The 25,785-nt window shown below is 61.9% G+C and carries 31 protein-coding genes and 1 tRNA gene; 13 read left to right on the top strand and 19 right to left on the bottom strand.

Features of this window, described 5'->3' with window-relative positions; genetic code table 11:
* Positions 1-564: 564 nt before the first annotated feature.
* Both OF385_RS02390 and OF385_RS02385 read left to right on the top strand, forming a co-directional pair.
* Positions 565-1,305: a response regulator transcription factor gene (locus OF385_RS02390; protein WP_022875560.1), complete on the top strand. Its 741-nt coding sequence runs from the start codon at positions 565-567 to the stop codon at positions 1,303-1,305.
* Positions 1,302-2,816 carry a sensor histidine kinase gene (locus OF385_RS02385; protein ID WP_264276817.1) on the top strand — a complete coding sequence of 505 codons (1,515 nt, stop codon included), beginning with the start codon at positions 1,302-1,304 and terminating at the stop codon, positions 2,814-2,816. The genes OF385_RS02390 and OF385_RS02385 overlap by 4 nt, the downstream gene beginning before the upstream one ends.
* Positions 2,817-2,850: 34 nt before the next feature.
* On the opposite strand, the gene upp is transcribed toward OF385_RS02385, so the two are convergent.
* Positions 2,851-3,498: a uracil phosphoribosyltransferase gene (gene upp, locus OF385_RS02380; RefSeq protein ID WP_264276816.1), complete on the bottom strand. Its 648-nt coding sequence runs from the start codon at positions 3,496-3,498 to the stop codon at positions 2,851-2,853.
* Positions 3,499-3,622: 124 nt separating this feature from the next.
* Between upp and tadA the strand changes: the two genes are divergently transcribed.
* Entirely contained in the window at positions 3,623-4,099 is a 477-nt protein-coding gene (gene tadA, locus OF385_RS02375) for a tRNA adenosine(34) deaminase TadA (protein ID WP_264276815.1), read from the top strand.
* A gap of 94 nt (positions 4,100-4,193) precedes the next feature.
* Positions 4,194-4,284, top strand: a tRNA-Ser gene (locus OF385_RS02370).
* Positions 4,285-4,345: 61 nt separating this feature from the next.
* Here OF385_RS02370 and OF385_RS02365 read toward each other — a convergent pair.
* The 9 genes from OF385_RS02365 to modA form a co-directional block, all read right to left on the bottom strand.
* Positions 4,346-5,548: a glycerophosphodiester phosphodiesterase family protein gene (locus OF385_RS02365; protein ID WP_264276814.1), complete on the bottom strand. Its 1,203-nt coding sequence runs from the start codon at positions 5,546-5,548 to the stop codon at positions 4,346-4,348.
* A gap of 97 nt (positions 5,549-5,645) precedes the next feature.
* A complete protein-coding gene (locus OF385_RS02360; protein WP_264276813.1) occupies positions 5,646-6,188 on the bottom strand; it encodes a YaeQ family protein in 543 nt (180 codons plus the stop codon).
* Between the two features lie 58 nt (positions 6,189-6,246).
* Positions 6,247-7,701 carry an HNH endonuclease gene (locus tag OF385_RS02355; RefSeq protein ID WP_264276812.1) on the bottom strand — a complete coding sequence of 485 codons (1,455 nt, stop codon included), beginning with the start codon at positions 7,699-7,701 and terminating at the stop codon, positions 6,247-6,249.
* 95 nt (positions 7,702-7,796) lie between these two features.
* Positions 7,797-8,069, bottom strand: coding sequence for a DUF6457 domain-containing protein (locus OF385_RS02350; protein ID WP_060700563.1), 273 nt, complete (start codon positions 8,067-8,069; stop codon positions 7,797-7,799).
* A 1-nt stretch (position 8,070) separates the two neighbouring features.
* A complete protein-coding gene (locus OF385_RS02345; RefSeq protein WP_264276811.1) occupies positions 8,071-8,652 on the bottom strand; it encodes a molybdenum cofactor guanylyltransferase in 582 nt (193 codons plus the stop codon).
* Positions 8,649-9,896: a gephyrin-like molybdotransferase Glp gene (gene glp / locus OF385_RS02340; RefSeq protein WP_264276810.1), complete on the bottom strand. Its 1,248-nt coding sequence runs from the start codon at positions 9,894-9,896 to the stop codon at positions 8,649-8,651. The genes OF385_RS02345 and glp (OF385_RS02340) overlap by 4 nt, the downstream gene beginning before the upstream one ends.
* Positions 9,893-10,645: an ATP-binding cassette domain-containing protein gene (locus OF385_RS02335; protein ID WP_264276809.1), complete on the bottom strand. Its 753-nt coding sequence runs from the start codon at positions 10,643-10,645 to the stop codon at positions 9,893-9,895. The genes glp (OF385_RS02340) and OF385_RS02335 overlap by 4 nt, the downstream gene beginning before the upstream one ends.
* A complete protein-coding gene (locus OF385_RS02330; protein ID WP_264276808.1) occupies positions 10,642-11,448 on the bottom strand; it encodes an ABC transporter permease in 807 nt (268 codons plus the stop codon). Before OF385_RS02330 ends, OF385_RS02335 begins: the two co-directional genes overlap by 4 nt.
* On the bottom strand, positions 11,441-12,211 hold the full coding sequence (modA, locus tag OF385_RS02325) for a molybdate ABC transporter substrate-binding protein (RefSeq protein ID WP_264276807.1): 771 nt from the start codon (positions 12,209-12,211) through the stop codon (positions 11,441-11,443). The genes OF385_RS02330 and modA overlap by 8 nt, the downstream gene beginning before the upstream one ends.
* A 132-nt stretch (positions 12,212-12,343) precedes the next feature.
* Here modA and moaA point away from each other — a divergent pair, with 132 nt between their 5' ends.
* Positions 12,344-13,384 carry a GTP 3',8-cyclase MoaA gene (gene moaA, locus OF385_RS02320; protein ID WP_264276806.1) on the top strand — a complete coding sequence of 347 codons (1,041 nt, stop codon included), beginning with the start codon at positions 12,344-12,346 and terminating at the stop codon, positions 13,382-13,384.
* On the opposite strand, the gene OF385_RS02315 is transcribed toward moaA, so the two are convergent.
* The 3 genes from OF385_RS02315 to OF385_RS02305 all read right to left on the bottom strand — a co-directional run bounded on the left by OF385_RS02315 (position 13,381) and on the right by OF385_RS02305 (position 15,121).
* Positions 13,381-13,929, bottom strand: a complete 549-nt coding sequence (locus tag OF385_RS02315) for a DUF6036 family nucleotidyltransferase (RefSeq protein WP_264276805.1) — start codon at positions 13,927-13,929, stop codon at positions 13,381-13,383. The genes moaA and OF385_RS02315 overlap by 4 nt on opposite strands.
* Positions 13,926-14,513, bottom strand: a complete 588-nt coding sequence (locus OF385_RS02310) for a helix-turn-helix domain-containing protein (RefSeq protein ID WP_264276804.1) — start codon at positions 14,511-14,513, stop codon at positions 13,926-13,928. The genes OF385_RS02315 and OF385_RS02310 overlap by 4 nt, the downstream gene beginning before the upstream one ends.
* A 62-nt stretch (positions 14,514-14,575) precedes the next feature.
* Positions 14,576-15,121 carry a DinB family protein gene (locus tag OF385_RS02305; protein WP_264276803.1) on the bottom strand — a complete coding sequence of 182 codons (546 nt, stop codon included), beginning with the start codon at positions 15,119-15,121 and terminating at the stop codon, positions 14,576-14,578.
* 104 nt (positions 15,122-15,225) lie between these two features.
* Here OF385_RS02305 and OF385_RS02300 point away from each other — a divergent pair, with 104 nt between their 5' ends.
* Together OF385_RS02300 and OF385_RS02295 are read left to right on the top strand one after the other, a co-directional pair.
* The gene (locus OF385_RS02300) at positions 15,226-16,185 is read left to right on the top strand and encodes a helix-turn-helix transcriptional regulator (RefSeq protein ID WP_264276802.1); all 960 of its coding nucleotides are present in this window, start codon (positions 15,226-15,228) and stop codon (positions 16,183-16,185) included.
* Positions 16,186-16,398: 213 nt separating this feature from the next.
* Positions 16,399-17,592 carry a M20 metallopeptidase family protein gene (locus OF385_RS02295; protein ID WP_264276801.1) on the top strand — a complete coding sequence of 398 codons (1,194 nt, stop codon included), beginning with the start codon at positions 16,399-16,401 and terminating at the stop codon, positions 17,590-17,592.
* A gap of 43 nt (positions 17,593-17,635) precedes the next feature.
* Here the strand turns inward: OF385_RS02295 and OF385_RS02290 are convergent, their stop codons facing one another.
* Positions 17,636-18,043: a molybdenum cofactor biosynthesis protein MoaE gene (locus tag OF385_RS02290; RefSeq protein WP_264276800.1), complete on the bottom strand. Its 408-nt coding sequence runs from the start codon at positions 18,041-18,043 to the stop codon at positions 17,636-17,638.
* On the bottom strand, positions 18,040-19,221 hold the full coding sequence (locus OF385_RS02285; protein WP_264276799.1) for a ThiF family adenylyltransferase: 1,182 nt from the start codon (positions 19,219-19,221) through the stop codon (positions 18,040-18,042). Before OF385_RS02285 ends, OF385_RS02290 begins: the two co-directional genes overlap by 4 nt.
* A gap of 37 nt (positions 19,222-19,258) precedes the next feature.
* Between OF385_RS02285 and OF385_RS02280 the strand changes: the two genes are divergently transcribed.
* The 5 genes from OF385_RS02280 to OF385_RS02260 are packed head-to-tail and all read left to right on the top strand — an operon-like array spanning position 19,259 to position 21,941.
* Positions 19,259-19,510 carry a MoaD/ThiS family protein gene (locus tag OF385_RS02280; RefSeq protein WP_264276798.1) on the top strand — a complete coding sequence of 84 codons (252 nt, stop codon included), beginning with the start codon at positions 19,259-19,261 and terminating at the stop codon, positions 19,508-19,510.
* Positions 19,511-19,513: 3 nt separating this feature from the next.
* A complete protein-coding gene (gene glp, locus OF385_RS02275) occupies positions 19,514-20,746 on the top strand; it encodes a gephyrin-like molybdotransferase Glp (protein WP_264276797.1) in 1,233 nt (410 codons plus the stop codon).
* A complete protein-coding gene (gene moaC, locus OF385_RS02270; protein ID WP_060700544.1) occupies positions 20,739-21,215 on the top strand; it encodes a cyclic pyranopterin monophosphate synthase MoaC in 477 nt (158 codons plus the stop codon). Before glp (OF385_RS02275) ends, moaC begins: the two co-directional genes overlap by 8 nt.
* Complete coding sequence (locus tag OF385_RS02265) at positions 21,205-21,696, top strand: molybdenum cofactor biosynthesis protein B (protein ID WP_264276796.1); 492 nt, start codon at positions 21,205-21,207, stop codon at positions 21,694-21,696. Before moaC ends, OF385_RS02265 begins: the two co-directional genes overlap by 11 nt.
* A 35-nt stretch (positions 21,697-21,731) precedes the next feature.
* The gene (locus tag OF385_RS02260) at positions 21,732-21,941 is read left to right on the top strand and encodes a DUF1653 domain-containing protein (protein ID WP_264276795.1); all 210 of its coding nucleotides are present in this window, start codon (positions 21,732-21,734) and stop codon (positions 21,939-21,941) included.
* A gap of 2 nt (positions 21,942-21,943) precedes the next feature.
* On the opposite strand, the gene OF385_RS02255 is transcribed toward OF385_RS02260, so the two are convergent.
* On the bottom strand, positions 21,944-22,375 hold the full coding sequence (locus OF385_RS02255) for a MarR family winged helix-turn-helix transcriptional regulator (RefSeq protein WP_264276794.1): 432 nt from the start codon (positions 22,373-22,375) through the stop codon (positions 21,944-21,946).
* Positions 22,376-22,453: 78 nt separating this feature from the next.
* On the opposite strand from OF385_RS02255, the gene OF385_RS02250 reads away from it, so the two are divergent.
* A complete protein-coding gene (locus OF385_RS02250) occupies positions 22,454-23,551 on the top strand; it encodes a hypothetical protein (RefSeq protein WP_264276793.1) in 1,098 nt (365 codons plus the stop codon).
* A 40-nt stretch (positions 23,552-23,591) separates the two neighbouring features.
* On the opposite strand, the gene OF385_RS02245 is transcribed toward OF385_RS02250, so the two are convergent.
* The 3 genes from OF385_RS02245 to OF385_RS02235 all read right to left on the bottom strand — a co-directional run bounded on the left by OF385_RS02245 (position 23,592) and on the right by OF385_RS02235 (position 25,781).
* A complete protein-coding gene (locus OF385_RS02245; RefSeq protein WP_264276792.1) occupies positions 23,592-24,374 on the bottom strand; it encodes an IclR family transcriptional regulator C-terminal domain-containing protein in 783 nt (260 codons plus the stop codon).
* Positions 24,375-24,453: 79 nt separating this feature from the next.
* Entirely contained in the window at positions 24,454-25,110 is a 657-nt protein-coding gene (locus tag OF385_RS02240; RefSeq protein WP_264276791.1) for a 3-oxoacid CoA-transferase subunit B, read from the bottom strand.
* On the bottom strand, positions 25,110-25,781 hold the full coding sequence (locus tag OF385_RS02235; RefSeq protein WP_264276790.1) for a 3-oxoacid CoA-transferase subunit A: 672 nt from the start codon (positions 25,779-25,781) through the stop codon (positions 25,110-25,112). Before OF385_RS02235 ends, OF385_RS02240 begins: the two co-directional genes overlap by 1 nt.
* Positions 25,782-25,785: the final 4 nt, after the last annotated feature.

Below are 25,785 nucleotides of genomic sequence, written 5' to 3'. Positions count from 1 at the left end.
GGTTTTGCTTGCGCTGATCATGGCCTTCGTCCATGCCCAGCAGTTGGGTTTCCCGTCAACGACCGGCGAAATCTCGATTACGAGTGACTCATAATTCCGTTTTCGCGTCGTTGACGCCGAGCATTCGATTGCAACGTGCATCGGCAATCCGCGGTTCTCCGCCGGGATGCTTTTTGCTGTTCTGCGCCGTACTCACACCTCTAGTTTCCTCGTAACATTGTCAACTTGCAAGTAACAAACCAGAAGCATGTCCACATAGTGAGACAAAACCGCTCAAAGGTGACACAGGACACTTTAGGCATATCTAGGGTATCTAAGCGCTTAACTACTCAATATGCTCAAGCTTTCCAGGCAAAGCATGCATACCGACCAGTCCATTCAGTGCCCTGAATATCCATTCATTGCAACACGCTGTCCACACTTCAATCATTCGTCGATCTCAGGGCTTGACCAAATTAAGCACTAACTGCCAGCAAAAAACCTGCATAAAATCGACTTGCAGTCATAGCTCACGCACAGCAAAATCATATTCTTACCCCAAGGCAATAGGAGACGCTGTTGAACATGAATGAATCTCGGTTTTCACCTTCGCAATTGCCCCGCCTCACCCATCCCGATGGCACCCCGATCAAGGTCCTCGTAGTTGACGACGAGCCTTCGCTCGCCGAACTGGTGGCCATGGGAACCCGCATGCTCGGCTGGGAAGCCACCATGGCTCACGATGGACCCGAAGCCGTCGCCACCGCACGTTCGCTCGCGCCAGACGTGCTGGTTCTGGACTGGATGCTGCCAGGCTTCGACGGCCCGGAGGTGCTGCGCAAGGTCCGCACCCACTTCCCCGAGATTCCTGTCCTCTTCCTCACCGCCAAGGACGCGGTCGAAGACCGCATCGAAGGCCTCGGCGCCGGCGCCGACGACTACGTCGCCAAGCCATTCAGCCTCGAAGAGGTGCTGATCCGATTGCACCGCCTGGTCGAACGCTCAGGTGCCGCAGCCGCGGATACCGCTGAACTGGTAGTGGGCGATCTGGTACTGAACATGGATTCGCACGATGTCTCCCGCGCCGGCCGCGATATTTCTTTGACCGCCACCGAATTCGATCTGCTCAGCTACCTGATGAGCAATGCCCGTCGCGTGGTCTCCAAATCGCAAATCCTTGACAACGTCTGGCACTACGACTTCGACGGCCAGGCAAACATCGTCGAGCTCTACATTTCCTACCTGCGCAAGAAGATCGATGTCGACGCGGAACCAATGATCCATACCGTGCGTGGCGTCGGCTACGTGCTGAAGCCGGCGGCATGAGTTTTTTCTCCCCTAGCACCAAGGTCAGCTCCCCGCATTCACTGCAGCGCAAGCTCCTGCTCATCCTGCTGACCTCGCTGACCGCCGTCTCGGTCCTGCTCGGCGTGCTCTATAACGCCGGCATGCGGCAGACCCTGATGGACCAGCTCAACAGCCAGTTGCGGCTGACCACCGAGCGCGCGCTGAATTATTCGCAGGGCGCGCCTGCGGTCAACTCGCGCCTGGATGCGCCGGGCCAGGCCGCCGGCACGCTCACCGCGCGCTTTGTGGACAAGTACGTGTTCAACGGCGGCGTGCTTGATGAACGCACCGGCGAGCTGCAACAGCTCAGCCAGGAAGACGCCATTCCGATGGTGGATCTCGAGCTCAGCGACCTGCACCCGGACAAGGACAATTTCCACCCGGTCCGAGCCCACCTGACGGTCGGCGACTACTACCTGGTCGCCGTGAAGGACTCCGGCTCCAACGGCATCCTGATCGTCGGCTTGCCGCTGCACAGCACGGATCTGGCGCTGCGCGGCATGGCCTGGCTGACCCTGTTCATCGCCTTGATCCTGATCGCCGGCGCGGGGCTGGCCGGCTCATGGCTGATTTCACGTTCGCTGGCATCGCTCAAGCGCGTGGCCTCGGTGGCCGCATCCGTGGCGGCCGAGGACCTGGATTCCGGCAAGGTGGCACTGACCCAGCGGGTGCCTTCCGAGGACGCAGTCCCGGGAACCGAGGTCGGCAATGTGGGCAACGCGCTGAACGCCATGATCAGCAATGTCTCCACGGCCTTGACCGCTCGCGAGAAATCGCAGGCCCAGATGCGCCAGTTTGTCGCCGATGCCTCCCACGAGCTGCGCACCCCGCTGTCCTCGATTCGCGGCTACACCGAGCTGCTCTCCGCCACCGAGCACTTCTCCCCGGACGGCCAGCGCTCCGTCGACCGGGTGCTGCAGCAGAGCAGCCGCATGGGCTCGCTGGTGGAGAATCTATTGCTGCTGGCGCGATTGGACGAAGAAAATTCGTTCAAGCGCAGCAATCTGGATCTGGGTATGCTCACGGCCGACATCACCGAGGATTTCAAGCTGACCGCGCGCGACCATCAGTGGGACTTCGAGTGCCTGGCCGAGCAGACCACGGTCTTCGGCGACTCCGCCTCGCTGCGCCGGGTGATCACCAATCTGCTCGCCAACGCGCGCAAGCACACCTCGGCTGGCAATACCGTCACCGTGACGGTGGACCAGGACGATGAAACCGATGAGGCGGTACTGAAAGTCCATGACACCGGCGAAGGCATCGCGCCTGAATTCCTGCCCAAGGTCTTCGAACGCTTTACCCGTGCCGACAAGGCGCGTTCGGGTTCCGATGGCACCACCGGGCTGGGCCTGCCGATCGCCAAGAGCATCGTCGAAGCGCACGGCGGCACCATTTCGGTGACCTCCGAGCCCGGCAATACGGTCTTCGAGGTCCGCCTGCCACTGGCCGGCGAAGAACCTCAACCGGACATGCCGAAGGCCGTGGTCTAAAGACCACGGCCTTCGGGCTGGTGCTTAATGCAGGTTAGACAATCGGCGGGGTGACACCGTACAGGCGGTCCCCGGCGTCGCCGAGCCCCGGGATGATGTAGGACTTCTCGTTCAGCTTCTCATCCAGCGAAGCCAGCACCACGTGCACGCGATCGTCGTCGCCGTGGATTTCTTCCAAACGGGCCACGCCCTCTGGAGCTGCGATCAGGCAGATGCAGGTCACGGACTGCGCGCCCCGATCGAAAATGAACTTGATGGCCTCGGCCAGGGTGCCGCCGGTGGCCAGCATCGGATCCAGGACGAAGACCTGGCGGCCGGTCAGGTCGTTTGGCACGCGGTCAGCGTAGGTGATGATGTCGAGGGTTTCCTCGTTGCGAGCCATGCCCAGGAAGCCGACCTCCGCGGTGGGCACCAGGCGGGTCATGCCTTCGAGCATGCCCAGGCCGGCGCGCAAGATCGGGACAACCAGTGGGGTTGGCTTGGCAATGGCGGTGCCGAGGGTGGTGGCAACCGGGGTTTCAACCTGAACGCTTTCGGTCGTCACCTCTCGGGTTGCCTCGTAGGCCAGCAGGGTGACCAGTTCGTCAGTGAGCTGACGGAAGATCGAAGACGGGGTGTTCTTATCTCGAAGAACCGAAACCTTGTGTGCCACCAGCGGGTGGTCGACTACCTGTACGCGCATAAGTAGAAATCTATCAGCACACCGGCGGGCGAATCGAGGAAATTGCCCGAAATTCCGCTGTTATACGAGTTCGGTGTGCCCAAAGAAACAGGAATCGGATGCCAGCACGTAGAGTAAAAGCACTATGCTGCACGAATACGATACCTGGATGGACCTCGCCCTGGACGAGGCGCGCGCTGCCCTGGCCACGGACGATGTGCCGATCGGCGCGGTCATCATCTCCCCCGAAGGCCAGGTTCTTGCCACCGGGCGCAATGAGCGCGAAGCGGTCAAAGATCCCACCGCCCATGCCGAAGTGGTCGCCATTCGCAATGCGGTGCGCGCATTGGAAGCCCTCGGCGAAGATGATGGCTGGCGCTTGGCCGACTGCACATTAATCGTCACGCTGGAACCCTGCGCCATGTGCGCGGGGGCGATCGTGCTCTCCCGGATTCCCAAGCTTGTTTTTGGCGCCTGGGATGAAAAAGCCGGGGCCTGCGGATCGGTGTTCGATGTCGTGCGCGAACCGCGCTTGAACCATTGGGTCGAGGTTTATCCAAGGGTCAAGGAACGAGAATGCGCGGACCTGCTGCGCGAGTTTTTCCGGTCCAAGCGCGGCTGAACTGGCTGAAATGTGTGTTTCGAGCCACTTCGCACTGAATATCGGGCTCTCGTTTTTGTAATCATCTTTGGTTCGGTATAGAGTTATCAGGTCTGGTGACGTGTCCGAGCGGCCGAAGGTGCAACACTCGAAATGTTGTGTACGGTAACCCCGTACCGTGGGTTCAAATCCCACCGTCACCGCCAAGAAAACCCCGGAAATCCTTTGGATTTCCGGGGTTTTGCTTTGCCTGGAACCGAATCCGCGCTAATTCGCGAAAAGGTCGCTGAGTTTGCCCTTGGCAGTCCAGAGCGCCAGCGAGTCGCCACCATTGTTCAACACGCCCGCCCCGTCGACATAGAACGCTTCATCGCTGTTGGTGCCTGGACCCGAGTACACGCGCAGCTTCGCTCCCGGTGCCAGCTCGTAGCCTGCTCCGATCTGCAGCTTGTTGTTGGCGGCATCGCGGATGAGATAGCCGCTCACGTCAATGGTGCGCTGGCTCGTGTTCTCCAAAATCACGTGTTCGCCGTTTTCCGGGGTGGTATCGCTGCCCGGAACATCATTGACGGCATCCGAAATCAGCACGCCGTTGTTGGCTGGGAACACCTTCTGCCCTTCGAGGTGGCGATCGATCTGTTGCGAGAAGTCCCCGGTGATGCGCTCGACGCCCAGAGCCAGTACTTCATCGGCGGCCTCTGGAGCATTGACCGTGTAGACGCCCAGGCCCAGTCCGGCATCCTTCACTCGCTGGGCGCCGGCAGCGTCCAGGCTGCGGTAGCTGGTGCCGAAAGCATCAGCGTAGGTTGCGTAGTGTTCGAGTTCCTGCGCCGATGGCACGCTTCCGGTCAGCTGCTGCAGTGGAACTTCAGGGGCCAGCTGGGCAAAGCGTTCGTTGGAGGCTGCGTCGAAACCAAGAACTTCGATCTTGCCGTCCTCTGCCAGTGCCTTCCACTGTTCGTCATTGGCCAGCGCGTCAGCCACGACCTTTTCAACGCCCGGCGACTTCGCTGGGTCCTTGATCTCGATGAATACCCCGGTTTCTCCGGTCAATGCACCGGGAACATCATCAAAGTGCGGGATCTTCGTCCCGATGAATTCCCCGGAGAAGTACGAGCCGGCGTCCAGCTGCTGCAATTCATCCCAGGTGAACGAAGTAATCGGATCGTTGGCACGTTCTGGGAACACGTCTTCAACATTTGTGGTTCGGGTCGGGGTTCCGTCATGGAAGATGAACGGGACGCCGTCTTTAGAAAGCTGGACATCGATTTCGATGAATTCGGCACCCGGCTGGCTTCCGGCTTTGATGGCTTCCAAGGTGTTCTCCGGTGCTACACCTGCAGCGCCACGGTGCCCAATGACTAAAGGGCCGGAATCCGATGACTCAATCTCCGTTGCTGCTGCCGGTGCACTAACTCCGGCAACTAGGCAGAGGGCCGCTGCCCCGAGGGTGATGTTGCGCAGTTTCATGGTGGATTTCCTTTGGTGTTGTTGATTAACACCAGCCATGCTTCCGCGCGCGCATGACCTCCACCTCAAGGTCAGTTGAAGCCGAGATTAATGTTTACTACTCAATAACGTGTTCGCAGAATTGCGTCTCCAAATTCGTTCCATTCAGCTCAAGATAGATCTGGCCCTCTGTCACCGAAACGGACATTGTGTTTCTGCGGGTTAGGCAGCGCACCGCCTCATCAATGAAAACGGAATCAAAAGATCGAAAGCGAATATCTTCAGCTTGGTGAATGGTTTTACCTCGCCAGGCCGAAAGCAGCTTGGCAGGATCCCTGTGAGTGTAGATGGCCGCGCGGTCTGCTCGTTTGCTGCCAAGGTGAAGCCTCTGTGCATCCGGCGCACCTACTTCAATCCATGCCGTGATCAGCCCAGTCAGATCCTTAACCAGGATCGCTGGCTCTTCGCCCGTGGATACGCCACCGGCCGAGAAGGTGATCCCTTCGTCGTATTCCAAGCAGTAAGTCAGAACGCGCGTGATCATGTAGGCATCGGTTTCAGAAGGATGCTGCGCCACGCGCAGAGACAGATCCTCGTAAACCCCGCGATCTACATCAGCAAGTTGAACTTCAAAAGTGTGCATAGTCGCGCCGATAGCCATAGTTCTCGAGTTTACAGCGCGTGCGGCACCGCCAAGTGACATCCTCCGTTTTACGGAATCAGGATGCTTCAGGGAAGATTCGAATGATGCGAACGTTCCGAGGGGATTGCGGGATCTTCGTCCTCTTATTGATCTGCCTGGTCAGCGACTCGTCCATTCTTGCCAGACCAGTTATTGGCGGAGACGAAGATTCGTAGGTGACGCTGCCTGGAGGATGAATTCTGATCTTGTGCGGATTCTCCTGAACAACTTCTTCGGTCCAGCCCGGGGCCTCTTTGGCCAAATTACAGAAAGCGCATTTCATGCATCCGTTGACGCAACAGGTCTTTCCGCCCTTGCTGTGCTGATGAACATGGTCTGCGTGACGGGGCTTGTTGTTGCAATATGGAGTGCGACAGTACGGGTCCCGTAATTGCAAAAGTTTGCGCAGCGACCCCTTGAAGAGCCGCTCTTTGGAATCCATGGCGACCAAATCCTGCGCACCTGGCAACGTATAGAGCCGCCGGATCATCGGGTAGGCCCTGATTCTGCGACGCAATGCAGCAAGTTCTGAAATCGGTGAGCAATCATCGATCTCGCCATAAGTTTTAATCAGGCTCCGTGCATACTGTGCTGGAACGGTGCCATAGCCGGGCATTGAAGCCGGCTCTTTTCCGTCCATCAACAGAGCCATATCCGTCATCACGAGATTTACGTGAAGTTTAATTGGCAATGGCTTATCCGCCGGATGCCCCGTCAGCCTGGAAACTATAAGATCTGCTTTGAGCTGGGCGATGGAGCGTTCGTCGCCAGCATTCTTCAACTGCTGAGCTTCATGCTCAAGCGATGCTTCCACGGCAATTCCCACTTCAATGGGAAGTCCGGCGCTCAGCCTGACGCAGTCTTTTCCCTTGAAGAAGGACACTCCACGATGTTCTGCCTTGCGGTCAATATCTTCATCGCGATTTTCACCACGCACTTCGTCAACAGCTTTTTGTGCAAGGTCGCGGGCTTCGTTGACGGATGCCGTGTCAAACATGGCGGGAGCGCTGGCAAAAAAGCTATCAAACTCCCGGCGTTCCGACCTGCTCATGTCCTCCAGCGGGGCCAGGATGGCCATAACCAACTTTTCGCTGAAGTCTCCATGCTGATAGCGCGAAAAAAGATAAGGCAAGTCAGCTATCAAGAAATGCATGCGACGCACATAGGCGACCGAGGCATTTTGTGAGCGACGACGGGCCATTGCCACCTGGTGGGCCATCCCCCGCTGCTTGGCAGTCACCGGACCGTCAACAGTCCCGCCCTGAGTAATATCCAAATGAGCTGCAAGGCGGGCTTGAACTGAAGCAAGGAAGGCAGTCTGGGACTCGATTTTCTGAAGTGCTATGACGCTCAGGGTCGGATCATCCTCAGAGAGTGCCACGTTGATAAATGACAGATCGCTTTCAGAAAGGCAAGGAGCATTAGCGAAGCCGGTTCCCACTGGAATCGCGTCTTCGAAATTACTACCGAACACTCCATTGTCTTCGAACATATATCCAGTATACGCCGGATACCCCCGGAACAACAGGGATTATTCACAACAACTAATTCAACAGCGGACGTGGGTAATTCGAAAACTTGTCCGTATTAGGCGTCGTTTTCCGGATGATCGTCGGACCACGAGTGGGCACGGGTGACCAGCTGTTGAGCGAGGCCGGGCAGATCGCCCTTTGCACTGCCCAAAGCGACGCCGAGCAGGAACGTGCTCAAGGGTGCCGCCGGGCGGGCGACTTCGTGGGCCACGTGCTTGGCGACGTCCAAGACCGTGGCGATGTCGATCTCGGTCGCGTCCAGGCCCAGCTCCCGGGTCGCGGCTTCAAGCCATTCGTTCAGCGCTTCGGGAGGCAAATGCACAGCCATGTCAGTTCCTTTCGTTGCGGCGGGCGCGTTCTAGCGCCTGCATCGTATCGATGTCGTTGGTGGTCTCATCATCCACCGGCAGGTCGGCTAAATCCAGTTGGCCCAGCGCGGCGCGCACCGGGGCATTGACCAGCCGATCGCCAAGTTCGGCGCAGGCTTGGGCAACGGCGGCCGTGCGATAGAAGCCGGCGAGCCATTGCGCATAGCCATGGGCATCGCGCAGCACCAATCCGTCGGAGGCCCGGTGATCGAGGTTCTCGAGCAGGACTTGGACGACCGCCTCGGGATGCTCCAGGTCGCAGGCCAAGATCAGGCACCAGGGGTTTTGCACTGCCCCGATCCCAGCGGCGATGCCAGCCAGCGGACCGGCGAAGGGCGGATCCTCGCGCAATACCGCATCAGCCAGGGCTCCGCTGGCCTTTTCGCCGGCCACGACCACGCGGACAGCACCTGCGTGGCGGGCGGCATGGATGACGCGGTCGACCAGTCGCTGCCCGTGCAGCAGCAGTTCCGGCTTGTTCACCCCGCCCAGCCGGGTGCCGCGGCCGCCGGCGAGGACGAGCGCGTCGAAATCGTGGCTCATGGAATCATCCTCAGGACTTCGAGTTCATCGCCGGGATTGATCTCGGCGACACCGGCCGGAACCAGCGCATAGCCCTGGGCCGCTCCAAAGCCGCCGACCGAGTGGGAAATGCTGCTGGCCTGGACCGCCGGGGCGCAACGCAGTGTCGGCCCGTGCTGGAACACTACGGGGATGACTTGCATGCGCCCGGCCGCGGCTTTCCATCCCACTGCGGCCACCGCCCGCAGGGTGGGGCGCAGCACTTCGCGGTGCCCCTGCATGGCTCGCAGGCACGGGCGTACGAACAATTCGAAGCTGACCGCTGCGCTGACCGGATTGCCGGGCAGCGCGAAGACCATCGCGCCGGATTCCAATCGTCCAGCGCATTGCGGCTGCCCGGGACGGATCCTCACCCGGGCCGCCCGGACCCCCGGTTCGGCTTCCAGCACCTGGCGCATCACGTCATAGGCGCCAGGGCCAACGCCTCCGGTGCTCAGCACGGCATCATGGGTGGCACCGAGAATATCGAGCTGTTCGCGGACCGCGCAGATGTCATCCACGCAGTGCACCACCGTGGCTGCCTGGATTCCGGATTCGGCCAGCAGGCCGGAGATGAGCAGCGAATTGGTTTCCGGGATCTGCCCGCGCGAAAGTTCTTCACCGGGGGCACGCAATTCCGCCCCGGTGACCAGCACGGCCACCCTGGGCGCGGTGCGCACCACCAGCGTGCTGGCGCCGGCGGCAGCCAGGGCCGAAAGCCTGGCCGCGCTCAGCGTCTCGCCAGCGTAGGCCATCACCTCCCCTGCGGCCTTGTCCTCGCCGCGGTGCCGGATGTCCTTGCCCTGCGGCACCTGCACGTTAACCTGCACGGTGTCCACATCCCAGCCGCCGATGGCCGCCGAGGTATCCTCGATGCGCGCCACCGCATCGGCATCCGAGGGAATCGGGGCACCGGTCATGATCTTCACGCATTGGCCCGCTTCCAGCATCGGGTCCCAGCCGCTGCCGGCCGGAACTTCGCCGATCACGTCCAAGGCAACCGGCGCTGCCGCGGTATCGCCCGAGCGCACCGCGTAGCCGTCCATGGCCGAGTTGTCCCACAGCGGCAGCGGATGCGCGGAGGCGGCGTCCTCGGCCAGCACCGCGCCGTGCAGTGCGGCAAATCCGCCAGAGACTTCGATGGCCTGCGGGGCCAGCGGCACAATCTGCGCAAGCAGCCGCGCACGATGGGTTTCGAGGTCTACGGGTTCATTGCCGGTGTTCATGGCTGTCCCTCCTGGATGCTTCGTGGATGCCGGGCGGGCAGCGTGGCCGCCACTGCGCGCACAAAGCGGTTGGCCGGGTCGGCGAAGACCTGGTCGACGGTGCCCCGCTGGATCACCTGTCCCCGCTCCAGCACCAGCAGGTCATCGGCGAGGGCCAGGGCATCGGTGGCCGAATGCGAGATGACAATGGCGCTGGTCGCGGTGCGCTCCAGCTCCTCGCGCACCAGGGAGCGCATGTCCATGGCCGCTTCGACATCCAGCGAGGCGAAGGGCTCGTCGATCAGCAGCAGCTTGGGCCGGGCGGCCAAGGCACGGGCCAGGGCGATGCGCTGGCGTTGCCCGCCGGAGAGCGCCGCCGGGCGCTGGCCAGCCAGCTCCTCCAACCCCAGCCGCGCGAGCCATTCGCGGGCGGTGGCCAGCGCCGCGGCCTTGCCCGCCCCCGAGGCGTGCGCCCCGAAGGCAATGTTCTTGGCCGCGTCCAGATGCGGGAAAAGGTGCGATTCCTGCCCCAGCAGCCCCACCCCGCGCAAGTGCGGGGCCAGATGCCGGCGTCCATCGGCCAGCAAGGCGCCGTCCAGTTCGATCCGCCCGCCGGCGATTTTCTGGGTTCCGGCAATGGCGTTGACGATGGTGGACTTGCCCGCGCCGCTGGGCCCCATGATCGCCAGCGTGCAGCCGGAACGCACCTCGAATTCCACGTTGACCTCGAAGCCGGTGCGCGGCACCCGCATCTCGGCGAGCAGCCTCATTTCACGGCCCCCGGACGCCAGGCACGGACACACAGCAGCACCAGCACCGCGGTAGCCAGCAGCAGCAAGGACAGCGCCACAGCGGTGTCACGCCCGGTGCCTGCTCCGTTGAAGGCCGTGTAGATCGCCAAGGGCATGGTCTGGGTAACGCCCGGGGAGTTGCCGGCGAAGAGCGCGGTGGCCCCGAATTCGCCGATGGCCCGCGCGAAGCACAGGATCACCCCGGCCACCAGCCCGGGGGCTGCCAGGGGCAGGGTGATGCGGGTGAGCACCATCCAGCGGCCGGCCCCCAAGGTGGCGGCGGCTTGCTCATAGCCGGTGCCGGCCGCGCGCAGCGAGCCTTCCACCGAGAGCACCAGGAAGGGCAGGGCCACGAAGCTTTGCGCGATCACCACGGCCGCGGTGGAAAAGGGCAGGGTGATCCCCCACAGCGAATCGATCAGCTGGCCGATCGGGCTGGTGCGGCCGAACAGGAAGAGCAGCGCCACCCCGCCGACCATCGGGGGCAGCACCAGCGGCACGGCGATCAGTGCCCGCAGCAGTTGCGCGAGCTTCGGGCTGCTGCGGGCAATCAGCAGGGCCAAAGGCACGCCCAGCAACACGCATGCCGCGGTGGCTGCGGCCCCGGTGCGCACCGAAAGCCAGAGGGCGGCCAGCGCCTGCTCGCTGGTGGCGTCGGCCCACAGCGTGGACCAGCTGGCGCGGCCCAGCAAGGCCAGCAGCGGGGCAATCAGCAGAGCCAGGCCAAGCGCGGCCGGGACAAGCGTGAAGGCCGGGGTGCGCAGCCCTGTGTCACTAGCCATCGCCCTGCGCGGCTCCGCTGCCAAACCCGTAGTCAGCGAGAATTGCCTGCCCGCGCTCGCCGAGAACAAAGTCCAGGAACTGCTGGGCGGCCGGGTTATCCCCCAGCGCGGCAATCGGATAGCTGTTGACAACTTCCTCCGCGCCATCCGGGACGATGGCCGCAAGGCTGGGGTCTTCGCGCACATCGGTGGCATACACCAACCCGGCGTCCGCTTCCCCGGCGGCCACCTTCTGCACGACTGCGGTCACATTCTGCTCTTCGCTGACCGGCTTGAGGCTTACCCCGGCATTCTCCAGCAGCCGCCGCGAAGCGTTGCCGCAGGGCACCTGGGAGGCGCACAGCACGGTGTCGGCCCCAGCGAGATCCTTGAGCGACGCGATGTCGGCGGGGTTGTCCTTGGGGACCGCGATCACCAGGGTATTGCTGGCGAAAATCACCGGTTCGTGGCCGAATCCGGCCTCGGTGACCGTAGCCATATTGCGTTCGTCTGCGGAGGCGAAGACGTCCACGTCGGCGCCTTCCACAATCTGGGTGGCCAAAGTGGAGGAGCCGTCATAATTGATCCCGGCGATCTGAACCTCGGGGTGCTCCGCCTGGAATTCCTCGGCGATCTGGTCAAAGGCTCCATGCAATGAGGCCGCGGCGGAGACCGTAATAGCCTGCTGATCAGCTGGTTGATCGCTGGCACAGCCTGATAGCGCCAAGGCGGCAGCGGTGCCTGCCAGCAGGAGTCGGGCAGCCAGCGGCCGAGATACGCGCATGAATTCTCCGATGGTTGAGCTTTGTGCCCATGCTACAACCGGGCGCCGGGCATTCGCGTTATTTTACGTCTTGAGTTGCTGTTTTACCTGACCATCTTCCACCGCTAGTGAACGACGGTTACGCTGGTAGTTATGACAGTTCTACCGGCCGGGGATATCACCGACGCCCGCGGGCGGCCCTTGCACGATTTGCGGATCTCGGTGACCGACCGCTGCAATTTCCGCTGCGTCTACTGCATGCCCAAGGAGATTTTCGGCCGCGACTTCGCCTTCCGCGAGCGTTCCGAACTGCTCAGCTTCGAAGAGATCGAGCGCCTCGCCCGCATCAGCGTATCCCTTGGCGTCACCAAGCTGCGCTTGACCGGTGGCGAGCCCCTGCTGCGCCGGGGCATTACCGAGCTGGTCTCGATGCTCGCACAGTTGCGCACCCCCCAAGGCGCGCCAGTGGATTTGGCGATGACCACCAATGGTTCGGCCCTGCCCAAGATGGCGCAGTCGCTGAAGGACGCCGGGCTGAACCGCGTGACCATCTCGCTGGATTCGCTCGACGATGCCAAGTTCAAGGCCATCAACGACGTGAACTTCCCGGTCGCCCGCGTGCTGGAGGCCATCGAGGTGGCCCGCGAGGCCGGCCTGGGGCCGGTGAAGATCAATACCGTTCTCAAGCGCGGGGTCAACGACGATGAGATCCTGGAACTGGCCGAGCACTTCCGCGGCACCGGGGCGATCCTGCGCTTCATCGAGTACATGGATGTGGGCACCACCAACGGCTGGAAGCTGGATGAGGTAGTACCTTCGGCCGAAGTGGTCTCGATGATCAACGAGCGCTGGGCGCTGGAGCCGGTGACCAAAACCGAGCCGGGCGAAACCGCCAACCGCTGGCGCTATACCGATGGCTCCGGGGAAATCGGCGTGATCTCCAGCGTCACCAATGCCTTCTGCGGCAATTGCTCGCGCTCGCGGGTTTCGGCCGAGGGGCAGCTCTACACCTGCCTGTTCGCCGGCTCCGGCTATGACCTGCGCCAGCTGATGCGCAATGGGATCAGCGACGAGGATTTGGCCAAGGCGTTGGCCGGCCACTGGCGCAAGCGCGATGACAATTATTCCGAGCTGCGCGCCGCGCTGACCCCGGGAAACCGCAAGCGCATCGAGATGTCATACATCGGGGGCTAGGAGTTTTTGTTGCGTGCCAATTTGATAGCCTGGGCGGCCACGATTTCCGCGTCCTGACGGGCTATAGGCGGATAGGCCACATCATCATCACCGTAAAGTTCCTCGGCGATTTCCACTGCTTCATGGGGATCCGTGATTTCCAGCTGTGCAACGAGGTAGCCGAGATCTTCCATATCGCGTTGCCTAGCCGAACTGAGCTTCATGGCCAGCAGCGTTCGTGGTGTTGCAAGATCAATACGATAGCCACCGCCCAGCGCAATTGGCTGCCATCTGGCGCCTGAGGGGATGAATGCTGCGGCGGACGAGTTCATCCAGTTCCGCGGCAGCCCGCGCTCTTCGGCGATGTCCTGCACGATCTTGTCGACGGCAAGTACTGGCGTATAAGACGCGTCAATATCAACCGTGACCCTTCGGACTCTGCCAGAAAGCGCCATGGCAGCACCTCCAACTAATCGCATAGTCGCCTGAATTCCGGCATTCTCCAGTCGTGCGCAAATCTCACTCAGAAGCTCTCGGATATCATCCCGAGTCAGTTCTGTAGTCATAGCCGCTCCAAAGAATTGTCTTTGAGGAAGATATTAAATTCTGCGAAGCGCCGTGGAGTACGCCGGATGGTCAGCGCCCGAAACTCATCGGTCAGCTCCATCACGTCATCCGCTGGGAACCATGGTTCGGAAAGCTTCGAACCCCAGCGCGGTGGCGTAGAAGGGTGCTGATCAAGCACCGCTCTTGCCCCGGCTGCGAGCAGAGCATCAAAGCGCAGCGACCCAGTGGCCGGAGGCTTTTTTAACCGCGACGGATTCATTGACTTCAGTTGCAAGAAGCAAGCCATCGCCAGCTGCAGGGCGAACTGTGAATCCCCGTTGGCGACTTCCAGGGCAATAGCCCGCGCTGCCTGGTCCAAGATCGACTGCGGCGTGGGAGCCGGCGCATTCCATACGATATCCATGGCGGCGGCGACTTTAAGCGCGGCTCCCAGCTCGACTGATTCTTTGCCCATTTCCAGGTCGCCAATGTATTTGCGGGATAGTCCGCTCAGCTCGGCCAGCGCTTGTTGGCTAAGCCCTCGCTCAATGCGAGTCCCGCGAATGGCTTGGCCCAGCGTTTGAGCGGAATCTATCGTTTCCATGCTGGCATTATGACACCGTACGGCGACAAAATGAAGCGGAAATTGTGGACCAAATTGGATTTCTATCCCATGGACTTCTGCCCATCCAGGGATTCGCGGATGATGTCCGCATGCCCTGAATGCTGGGTGGTCTCGGCGATGATGTGCATCAGGGTGCGGCGCACCGACCAGTGGGTGTCGACAAACCATGGGGCCGAGGGCAGTTCGTGCACGGTATCCAGATCCACTTCGGCCAGCAGCGCGTCGGTGCGCTCAGCAATCAGCGCATAGTTTTCCAGCAGCGCTTCCAGGCTGTCACCGTCCTGCATGCGGAATTCGTTGAGGAAAGCCTCAATGGCCTCGGGTGGCATCTGGCTGAAATCCGCTCCGTCCCAGGCCATGGCGGCCCGGCCCTTGACCATGAATTCCTGCCACTGCTTTTCCACGGCGCTCACGTGCTTGATCAACCCGCCGAGGGTCAATTCGCTGACGGTGGTGCGCTGCGCGGCCTGCTCGTCGTTCAGGCCCTGGACGGTGAAACGCAGGAAATGCCGTGCGTTGGCCAGGGCGTGGAACAGGTCGGCACGTTCGCCGCTCAGCGTGGTGTTGGTGATGGCCATGGTGCTCATGATTGCCTCCTGGCATAAGCTGCAGCCGGTATTTCCAGCTGGCAATAACCAGAGTAGAAGTGAAAAGTGCCAGTTTCTGTCCTAAATCAAGGCAGACTTGTTGCATGAGTACCAGCACCAGATTCCTGCGCCTGCTCTCGCTCTTGCAGACCCATCGCTATTGGTCCGGGGACGAACTCGCCGACCGGCTGGACGTCAGCTTGCGCACCGTTCGCCGGGACATCGAGCGGCTGCGCGATCTCGGTTATCCGGTCCAGGCTGACCGGGGCGTCGGTGGAGGCTATCAGCTGGCCTCCGGCACCGCACTGCCTCCCTTGGTCCTCGACGACGAGGAAGCCGTGGCACTGGTGGCCGCATTGCAGTCCACTGTTCACGGCGGATCCTCCGCGCTGGCCGAGGCGGCACTGCGGGCGATGGGGAAGGTTCTGCCCGTGCTTCCAGCCAGGTTGCGGAAGCGAGCGCAGGCGCTGACGGCAAGCACCGTCCCGCTCAATTCGCAGTCCCCCGCACCGGATCCCGTGGACCCTGCGGTACTGGTGGCTTTTGCCCAGGCCTGCCGCGATCACGAGCGTATCGCCTTCGACTACAAGGATTCCAAGTCGGCAGCAACCTCACGCCGCGTAGAGCCGGTCCAGCTGGTGAATGTGGGCAACCGCTATTACTTGGTGGCTTTCGACCTGGACCGCGATGATTGGCGCAGCTTCCGCGTGGACCGCGCACAGAACGCCTCGCCCAGGGCGTTGCGCTTCATCCCACGGCCGGTGCCGGGTGGCGATGCGGCGGGGTTTGTCCGCGCAGGATTACGTGGCAGCGGGAGGCCAGGCGTGAGCGCGCAAGTACATGCAACTGCCGAAAAGCTGGAGCCGCTCATTGGCCGCTGGTTCGAGATCCAGCAGATCGATGGGGACAGTTGCCTGGTGCGCACCGAAAATATGGATCTTCGCTGGGCCGCGTTCGGGCTGGCCATGAGCGAGTCAAAGGTCAGCGCGGTGCAGCCAACGGAACTGCGCGCGCTTCTGGATTCCTGGATTTCGAATATCGGCGCCCAGCACGAAAAGTTGTGAGATGCAACAAAAAACGTCCTGGCAGCTTGACGGTGCCACAACCGCGAGGCGTATAGTCACTGGCGTGCTGATCGAATTCAAATCATTCGGATTAAACCTCTCACTAGATAATACTTAAAGATTTAACCATCAGCACGTTCATATTTAGCATCGCAGAAGCCCCTCCGAAGGCCTTTGCAATCGCGCAGAATACTCCCTGTGAAAGGCTGATTCATGACCCCTGCTGACTTCGCCTCTGACGCGCAAACGATCCTCCCTGAACTGATCGAGCTGCGGCGCGCATTGCATGCGGATCCCGAGCTCGGCCTCGACCTGCCTCGCACCCAGCAGAAGGTGCTCGATGCCCTCGATGGGCTGCCGCTGGAAATCGCCACCGGCACCCGCACCAGCTCGGTGACCGCAGTGCTCCGTGGAGCACTGCCCGGCCCGACGGTCCTGCTGCGCGGCGATATGGATGCTTTGCCGATCCTTGAAGAAACCGATCTGGACTTCGCCTCTGCCAACGGCAACATGCACGCCTGCGGGCATGATCTGCATACAGCCGGACTGGTTGGCGCGGCAAAGCTCCTCGCAGCGCGGCAGAACGAACTTCATGGCTCGGTCATCTTCATGTTCCAGCCGGGCGAAGAAGGCCATGGCGGCGCCAAGATCATGCTCGAAGAGGGGCTGCTCAACGCAGCCGGCGAACCTCCGGTTGCCGCCTACGCGATCCATGTAGGCCCCGGTCCGCGAGGACTCTTCGCAACTCGGGGCGGCCCGGTAGCCGCCGGGTCAAACCAGCTAACCGTGAAGCTGAAGGGACGCGGCGGACATGGCTCGCAACCTCACCAGACCCTGGATCCGGTACCGGCAGCCGCGGAGCTCGTCCTGGCCTTGCAGAGTTTTGTAACTCGGCGGTTCAACGCCTTCGACCCGGTGGTTCTCTCGATCACGCGGCTGTCCACGGGAGACGGAGCGATCAACGTCATCCCGGAGAGCGTCGAGCTGGCTGCCACCATCCGCACCATGTCCCACGACTCCCTGGCAGTGCTCGAAGAAGGACTGCCGCGGGTTATCCACGGGGTGGCTGCAGCCCACGAGCTCACCGCAGACGTGAGTTTTGAAACGCTCTACCCGGTAACCGTGAATGATGCCGCCGAGACCGAAGCGGCGCTGGAAACACTGCGCGAAATCTACGGTGAACAGCGCGTAGCGGTCATGCCATCGCCCATGATGGGCTCCGAGGATTTCGCGTTCGTGCTCGACGAGGTTCCAGGCACCTTTATTGGCCTGTTGACGTCTCCACCCGAAATGAAGGCCGACGATATCGAATGGAATCACTCGCCACGGGTGGTTTTTGACGACTCCGTGCTCGCAGATCAGGCCGCAGCTCTGGCAGCCATCGCATTCAAGCGCACGGCCAGCTGAACCTGGACACGGAAGCGTTCGAGCTTATACCGGCTGGGAACTGCTAAAGCCCTACCCATTCGGAGCTACCTGAAGCGAAATGCTGTTTCTTCCAGATCGGAACCTCGGCCTTGATGCGTTCCACGAGGTTCTCAATGGCGTCGAATGCTTCCTTGCGGTGTGCCGCCGCCGAGGCAGCCACCAGAGCGGCATCGCCGATCTTCAGCGGACCCACGCGGTGCACTGCGGAAAGCTTCAATCCGGTGCGATCTTCTTCCTCGGCGATGATCTTCTCAAGGAATTCCTGCGCTTGCGGATGGTGCGAGTAGTCCAGGGAGTTCACCGACTGGCCCCCATCATGGTTGCGAATGATGCCGTGGAAGAGCACCACCGCGCCTGCAGTGTCTGACTGCACGGCATCGCGCACTGCGGCCTCGTCGATGGGTTCTTCGGTGATCAACGCGTAGCTCATGAGCGGGCTCCTTCGGTGTGTGCGTGTTCGGCCAGCAGCTGCGGGGCCACTTCAGCCAGTGCGGGAAGCCCGCCTTCAAGATAGTTTGTTTTGATGCCCCGGCCAGCGAGCAAGGCGGCCGCGCGTTGCGAACGCGGACCTCGGGCACAGTAGACCGTCACTTGCTCAGGAATGTGCTCCAGCTCTGCGCCGGATTCAATAGCTGCCTCCAGCTGAGGCAGGGGCAGATGCAAGGAACCAGCGATGTGCTTTTGTGCGCGTTCGTCATCATTGCGCACATCCAACAAGGCTGGCGCTTCATCGCCAGATAGTGCTTCTGCGAGCGCCCCGGCATTAATGCCGTTGACCTCTTGCAGAGAACCGGAGCAGAAGAGCACGTAGTCAATCAGCTCGGTGACTTCTGCGCCTTCGGGGTCCCGGGCGAATTCGAGGGTGCGCGTGCTGGCGGCCAGTGCATCGTAGATCAGCACCTTGCCCACCAGCGGCGTGCCGATTCCGGCGATCAGCTTCAGGGCTTCGGTGGCCAACAGCGAGCCGATGGTTCCGCATAACCCGGGCAGCACTCCCCCGGCGGCGCAGTCAGGAACGGTGCCCGGGGCCGGTGGCACCGGGAAGAGATCGCGGTAGCCGGGCCCGTGCTCATGCCAGGCCACGGAGACTTGTCCGTGGTGTTGCAGGATGGATCCCCATATCAGTGGGATACCCGAAAGCTGGGCTGCGTCATTGGATAGGTACCGGGTCGGGAAGTTGTCGCTGCCATCGATGACCAAGTCATAATTCGCAAAGATCTCCAGTGCGTTGGAAGAATCCAAGCGCAGATTGTGCTCGATGATTTCTACATCGGGGTCCAGCGCTGTGGCAGCCTGGGCCAGGGAAGCGGTCTTGGCCAGGCCGATATTCTCGGTGGTGTGAGTGACCTGGCGATGCAAGTTGGATAGTTCCACCACGTCATCATCAACGATGCCGATGGTGCCTACTCCCGCTCCGACAAGATACGGAACGCTGGCGCTGCCTAGCCCTCCGGCGCCGATCACCAGCACCCGGGCGGCAGCCAGCCTGCGCTGCGCGGTGTCATCGAATCCGGGCAGGCTCAATTGGCGTGCGGCGCGAGCAGCCTGATCGGCGCTGAGTGCTGGCCCTGGGGCTACCAGCGCGGGTAAGTCGCGTTCGCTGTTCATCGTGCTCCTTATCGCGTTGGCGCGATAGCATGAAGTCATGTCGAAGATTACGATACGCTACTTCGCTGCCGCGGCGGCAGCAGCGGGCTGCGAGCAGGAGAGCTGGGAACGCCCGCAAACGCTCGCCGGGCTGCGTAGCGAACTGATCGATTCCTACGGGCCAGAAATGGCACAGGTTTTGCGTGCTGGAAGTTTCCTGATCAACGGCGTGGTGCGCCGCGATGCCGGAGAACTGGGCTCGGACGAAGACCTTACGGTGGACGTGCTGCCGCCATTTGCTGGCGGATAATCGATGACCTGCACCCTGGAAAACCATCGCGCAGAACTTGAAGCGCTGCTCTCCCCTCTCTTCGCTTCCCTGGACAGCGAAAAGCTGTTGGCTGATAGCCCCGAGGCAAACGGCCGCATCCTCAGCGAGGATCTGTACGCCCTGTCGCCCATCCCCGCGTTCACCAATTCGCAAATGGATGGCTACGCTGCACGCAGCGCGGACTTGGCCACCGCAACGCCGCAGTCCCCTGTCACCTTGCCATTGGGTTTCACGGCGGCCGCCGGCGACCGGCAAATCACCTTGGCTGAAGGAACTGCCAGCCCGGTGATGACCGGGGCCATGATCCCGCTGGGGGCCGATACCGTGATCCCCATCGAGGAAAGCAGCTCCGGGGTTTTCCCGGACTTGGTTCGGGCAGGCCGTGGCACCCCGAGCGGAAACGCGGAGTTCACTGCTCCCAGCGCCGAGGGGCGTTTCATCCGCCCCGCCGGCGTCGACCTTGAAGCCGGCGCCCTGGTGGCCCAGGCCGGAATCCGGCTGACCCCGACCATGATTGCTGCATTGGTTTCCAGTGGACTGCGTGAAGTACCGGTACGCCGCGCATTGAAGGTGGCCGTGTGCACTACCGGTGACGAGCTCAGTGATGATCAGCCTTCCCAGGGCCAGATCCCGGATTCGAACTCCCCCATGCTCACCGCCTGGCTGCGCCAATACCAGGTACAGGTGCGCACCCTGCAATTGCCTGATGATCCCAAGCGCTTCGCGCTGGCTATTGATGCCTTGCAGGAACAGGTTGACCTGATTCTGACCGTAGGCGGAATCAGCGCCGGAGCTTATGAAGTGGTCCGCCAGGCTCTTGCGCCGCTGGGCGGCGCGTTCCACCACGTGGCAATCCAGCCCGGCGGTCCGCAAGGCTTCGCCCAGCTGCCCCAGGCAGCGGTGCTGTGCTTCCCCGGCAACCCGGTCAGTGCGCTGCTATCGGCTGAACTATTTTTGGCCCCGCTGCTGCGCAAGCTCAACGCCTTGCCCGAGCCGGTGCCGCAGCACTTCCCGCTGGCTTCCGATGCCACCTCGCCCAGGCATAAGCACCAGGTACGCCGGGCAGTGATCCGTGAGGGTCAAGTGGAAATCCTGGATCCGGGTTCGCATCTGGTCCACGATCTGGCCCGCGCCGATGCGCTGGTGCATATCCCTGTAGGCATCAGCCAGCTGATAGCTGGGCAGCAAATTGAAACTTGGAGCATGAATGTCTGAAAAACTTACCCACCTGCGTGAAGACGGCAGCGCCCACATGGTCGACGTCAGCGATAAGGCTGTCACCAAGCGCGTTGCCACCGCCGAGGCCATCTTTGCCACCCGCGAGGATGTCGTCCCGATGCTGATGACCGGCAACCTGCCCAAGGGCGAAGCACTGGGCACAGCCCGCGTCGCGGGCATCATGGCAGCCAAGCGCACCTGGGAGCTGATTCCGCTGTGCCACCCGCTGCCGATCTCCAAGGTCTCCATTGATTTCGAGGCGCAGGATTCCGCAGTGCGCGTGATCGCCCAGGTGACCACCAAGGGTGTCACCGGGGTGGAGATGGAAGCGCTGACAGCAGCGAGCGTGGCCGCGCTGACCCTCTATGACATGGTCAAGGCCGTGGACAAGCACGCCGAGGTTCGCTCCGTGAAAGTCTTGGCGAAGTCCGGCGGCAAGAGCGGCGACTGGGCTCGTGAAGACTAGCCGCCATGCGGCAGTCGTGGTCGCCTCGACCAGCGCTGCAGCGGGAACCGCCCAGGACAAGACCGGCCCGATGATCGCCCAGTGGCTGACCGAGCGCGGGTTCGAGGTGCCGGGCCCGGTGGTGGTTGCCGATGGCCAGCCGGTGCGTTTCGCCGTGGATGGCCTGCTGGCCGATGACGCGCAGGTGATCATCGTGACCGGCGGGACCGGGGTCAGCCCGGATGACCAGTCCCCCGAAATGGTTGCTCCGCTGCTGGATGTGCAGTTGCCTGGGATCATCGAGGCCATTCGCCGCCGCGGCGAGCCGAACACGCCGCTCTCGATCATCACCCGCGGGGTGGCCGGGTTCGCCGGCAGCAGTTTCGTGATCACCTTGCCTGGTTCTACCGGCGGGGTCAAAGACGGGCTGGCGGTCCTGGATCCAGTCTTGGAGCACCTACTGACCCAGCGCAGCGGCGGCACCGGCCACGGGCCACGCTGAAAAACACCATGTACTTTGATCTGGAAGGCTGAAGGATGAGCGTCGAACCTGGAATCTACGAACACTTCAAAGGGCAGCGCTACGAAGTGCTGGCCGTGGGCAAGCACAGCGAAACCGAAGAACCACTGGTCTTCTACCGCAAGCTCTACGACGACTACAGCTTCTGGGCGCGACCGCTGGCGATGTTCGAAGAAGCCGTTGACCGCGACGGCTACAGCGGACCGCGGTTTGTGAAGGTGGCTTAGCCCTACTGCGAATCAGCATCGTTGTAGCGCTCAAGAGCTTCCGCGAAGTCGCTGATCTGTTCTTCGCTCCAGCCTTCCAGCCGCTCGATCACCGCGGCCCGGTGCACGGCAGCTGAGGCGTTCAGCCGTTCTTGTCCGAGTTTGGTCAGTTCAAGCACGCGGCCCCGCCCGGCTTCGGAATCGTCGTATGCCGCATACCCAAGATCAAGCAGGGTTCCGACTTGCCGGGAGACCGTTGAACGATTCAGCGAGAAGGCCTCGGCGATATCGGTCGCTCGTGCCCCGGGCGTATCAGCGATGAATCGCAATAGCGAGTGCTCCACCATGCTCAGGGGCTCCGCTAGCTGCCGTGAGCGCGAGTTGGCTCGTCGAGTGATCAGTTGCATGTGGTGGTAGACCGACTCAATGTCTGTCTCCCGCTGTTCCCTGCCCATGGTTCCGAGTCTAGTACGTGTCGGACAACTCAAGATATTCTGTTGCATAATGCAACATTAGCGGTATTCTTAATACATATGACTGCCACCGACACCACCGCACCCAGTACCCCCACCGCCAAGCATTCGAACTCCGCACCGCCAAAACCGGCCACCGCCCAACGCGCGCCGAAGGGATGGGGAAAGCTGGCGCGAACCATGCTGATCCCGTTCTTCCTCTGCGCCATCATGGGCCTGTTCTACCTCGGAGCCTTCCATCAGCCAACGCCGCACAACGTGCAGGTAGCTGTGGTTGGAGATTCAGCTGCAACCAAGGTCTTCGCCCAGACACTGCAAGATGAATCGGATGGGGCGCTGACCGTGCGCACTGTCGATAATGGGGAATCCGCCCGGCAGCTGGTTGAAGGTCGCGAAATCGTCGCCGCCTACGAATCGACCAAGGATTCGGCAACGCTCTATGCTTCCAGCGCGGCATCGGAAACCTCGGCGAACATCGCCCAGAAGGTCTTCATGAATGTGGCCTACAAGCAGGGCCAGCCGTTCCATGTGGAGGACGTTGTCCCCGCCGGAGAACACGACAGCACCGGGCAGGGCCTGTTCTTCCTGCTCGTCGCACTGAGCATTGGCGGCTACGCCAGCGCTGTGCCGCTGGCAGGGTTCATGGGCAAGGTCAAGCTGCCCATCCGCTTCGCCATGGCCGCAATTGCTGCCGCAGTGATCGCATCGATTGCCGTGATCGTTTCCGGTCCGATTTACCAGATCATTCAAAACCACTATGCCAGCATTTGGCTGATCTCATGGGTCTACGCAGCCTCGATCATCATGCTGGGCATGGGGCTGCACCCGATGCTGCGCCACTGGACCACTCCGGTCTTGACCATGTGCTTTGTCGCCTTGAACTTCACCAGTTCCGGCGGCATTTTCCAGCCGGCCATGCAGCCCGGATTCTTCGGCGCGCTGAACACCTTCTGGAACGGCGCCGGCTGGCTGCACGCAGTTCAGACGCTGGTCTACTTCCCAGGCCAGGGCATCGGCATGGATATCCTGCGCCTGATCGTGTGGCTGGTTCCCGGTGCAGCATTGATGTGCGCAACCCATGCGTGGAGCGCGCACAAGACCCGCCTCGCCAATGAAAACGCGGCCATCCAGGAAGTGGAAGAGGCCGTCGCCGCCTAGCGGATCCGCTGGGCTTCCAGGGCCCGAGTCCGCCCTTCTGCTAGCGGCTGGAAGCCAGCGCTTCTCGCACCTGCTGCGCTGCCTGGAGCAGCCGAGGCAGTATCTTCTGGGCCGCTTCGTCAGCGCTTTGCTCGCTGGCCGGGTGCACGCTCATGGACACGTTCATGGCCGCCGCCACGGTGGAATCGGCATTGAAGACTGGCACCGCGACCGAGCGCAACCCGATTTCCAGCTCCTGGTCAACCACCGCGTAGCCCTGCATACGGATCTTTTCCAGTTCCTTGCGAAGGGCTGCTGGCGTTTTCAGGCCCAGCCCGGTGCGCGACTCGAAGCCTTCGGCCAATACGGATTCACGAAGCTCCTCGGGCCCGAAAGCCAAAAGCACCCGGCCCATGGAGGTGTTCACCGCAGGGAACCGGGTGCCCACGGAGATGCCGACGCGCATGATCGAGCGGGTATGCACGCGGGCGATGTACACGATGTCTGTGCCATCGAGCACGGAGGCCGAGGCGGACTCGTGCACCTGTGCCGAGAGTTCCTCAAGCACCGGCTCGATCATTTGCGGCAAGGTGGCGCTGGAGAGATAGGCGTAGCCGAGCTGCAGGACCTTGGAGGTCAGCTCGAAATGCTTGCCGTCAGAGCGCACGTAGCCCAGTTCCTGCAAGGTGAGCAAAAAACGCCGGGCGGTGGCGCGCGAGAGCCCGGTGCGCGCTGCAACCTCGGAGAGCGTCATCGAGATATGCTCTGCATCAAAGCAGCTGATAACGGCCAAACCGCGGGCCAGGGACTGGACCGACGTTGAAGGTGTTGCCTGCTCGCTCACCGTACTCCTTGCACCTGCTCAAAACTATGATGGGGTGCCTCCCACAAGTTGGAAGGCACCCCACTAATCTACTGCGTCTCTAGGCCCAGGTCAGTTCCACCGGGACCTTGGCCTGCAATTCGTCGAAGCTGATGCCATGCACCGAGCGGACGAAGACCTTGCCATCGCGCAGCTCGAAGTTCGCCACCTCGGTATAGATCCGCGAGACGCAGCCCAATCCAGTGACCGGGTAGCTCAGGGTTTCAACCAGCTTTGATTCGCCCGTCTTGGTGAACAGGCTCATCATCACCCACGTCTCCTTGGCCCCGATGGCCAGGTCCATGGCGCCCCCGACCGCGGGAATCGCGCCCTCGGCCCCGGTATGCCAGTTGGCCAGGTCCCCGGACTGCGAAATCTGGAAGGCGCCGAGCACGCAGACATCCAGATGGCCGCCGCGCATCATGGCGAAGGAGTCGGCATGGTGGAAGTAGGCGGCGCCGGGCAGCTCGGTCACCGGAATCTTGCCGGCGTTGATCAGGTCCTCGTCGATGTCCTCGCCGGTGGCTACCGGGCCCATGCCGAGCATGCCGTTTTCGGTATGCAGGGTGACACCTTGCTCCTTGGTGAGGAAGTTGGAGACGTTGGTCGGCTGGCCGATGCCCAGGTTCACGAAGGCACCGGCAGGAATGTCGCGGGCTACCTGCTGCGCCATTTCGTCGCGGGTCAGCTTTTCTTCGGTGGTGCGCGTTTCAGTCATCACTTTTCTCCTCCAAGAGCTACCACGGTGTCGACGTAGATCCCCGGGGTGATCACGTGCTCCGGATCGATGCTTCCGACCTCGACGACCTCGTCAACCTGCACGATCGCGGCCTTGGCCGCGGTGGCCATGATCGGGCCGAAGTTCCGTGCGGTCTTGCGATAGACCAAGTTGCCGAAGGTGTCGGCCTTCAGCGCCTTGATCAAAGCGAAGTCGGCGTGGATGGGCGTTTCCAAAACATAGCCCTTGCCATCGATCACCCGGGTTTCCTTGCCCTCGGCCAGCAGCGTGCCGTAGCCGGTAGGGGTGAAGAATCCGCCGATGCCGGCTCCCGCGGCGCGGATGCGTTCGGCCAGGTTGCCCTGCGGGACCAGCTCCAGCTCGATCTCGCCGGCCCGGTAGGCCTCATCAAAATGCCAGGAGTCGGACTGGCGCGGGAAGGAGCAGATGATCTTCTTCACCCGGCGCTCCTTGATCAATAGCGCTAGGCCGGCATCGGCCTGCCCGGCGTTGTTGTTCACGACCGTCAGGTCCTTCGCGCCGCAGTCCATGAGTGCGTCGATCAATTCCATCGGCTGGCCGGCGTTGCCGAAGCCGCCGACCAGGACGGTGGAGCCGTCGGTGATTTCGGCGACGGCGTCCGCGGCCGAGGTGGCAATGCGTGGTGCCATGATC

The sequence above is a fragment of the Glutamicibacter sp. JL.03c genome (genome assembly GCF_025854375.1).
Classification (GTDB): domain Bacteria; phylum Actinomycetota; class Actinomycetes; order Actinomycetales; family Micrococcaceae; genus Glutamicibacter.
This window is presented reverse-complemented; position numbering and strand designations above follow the sequence as displayed.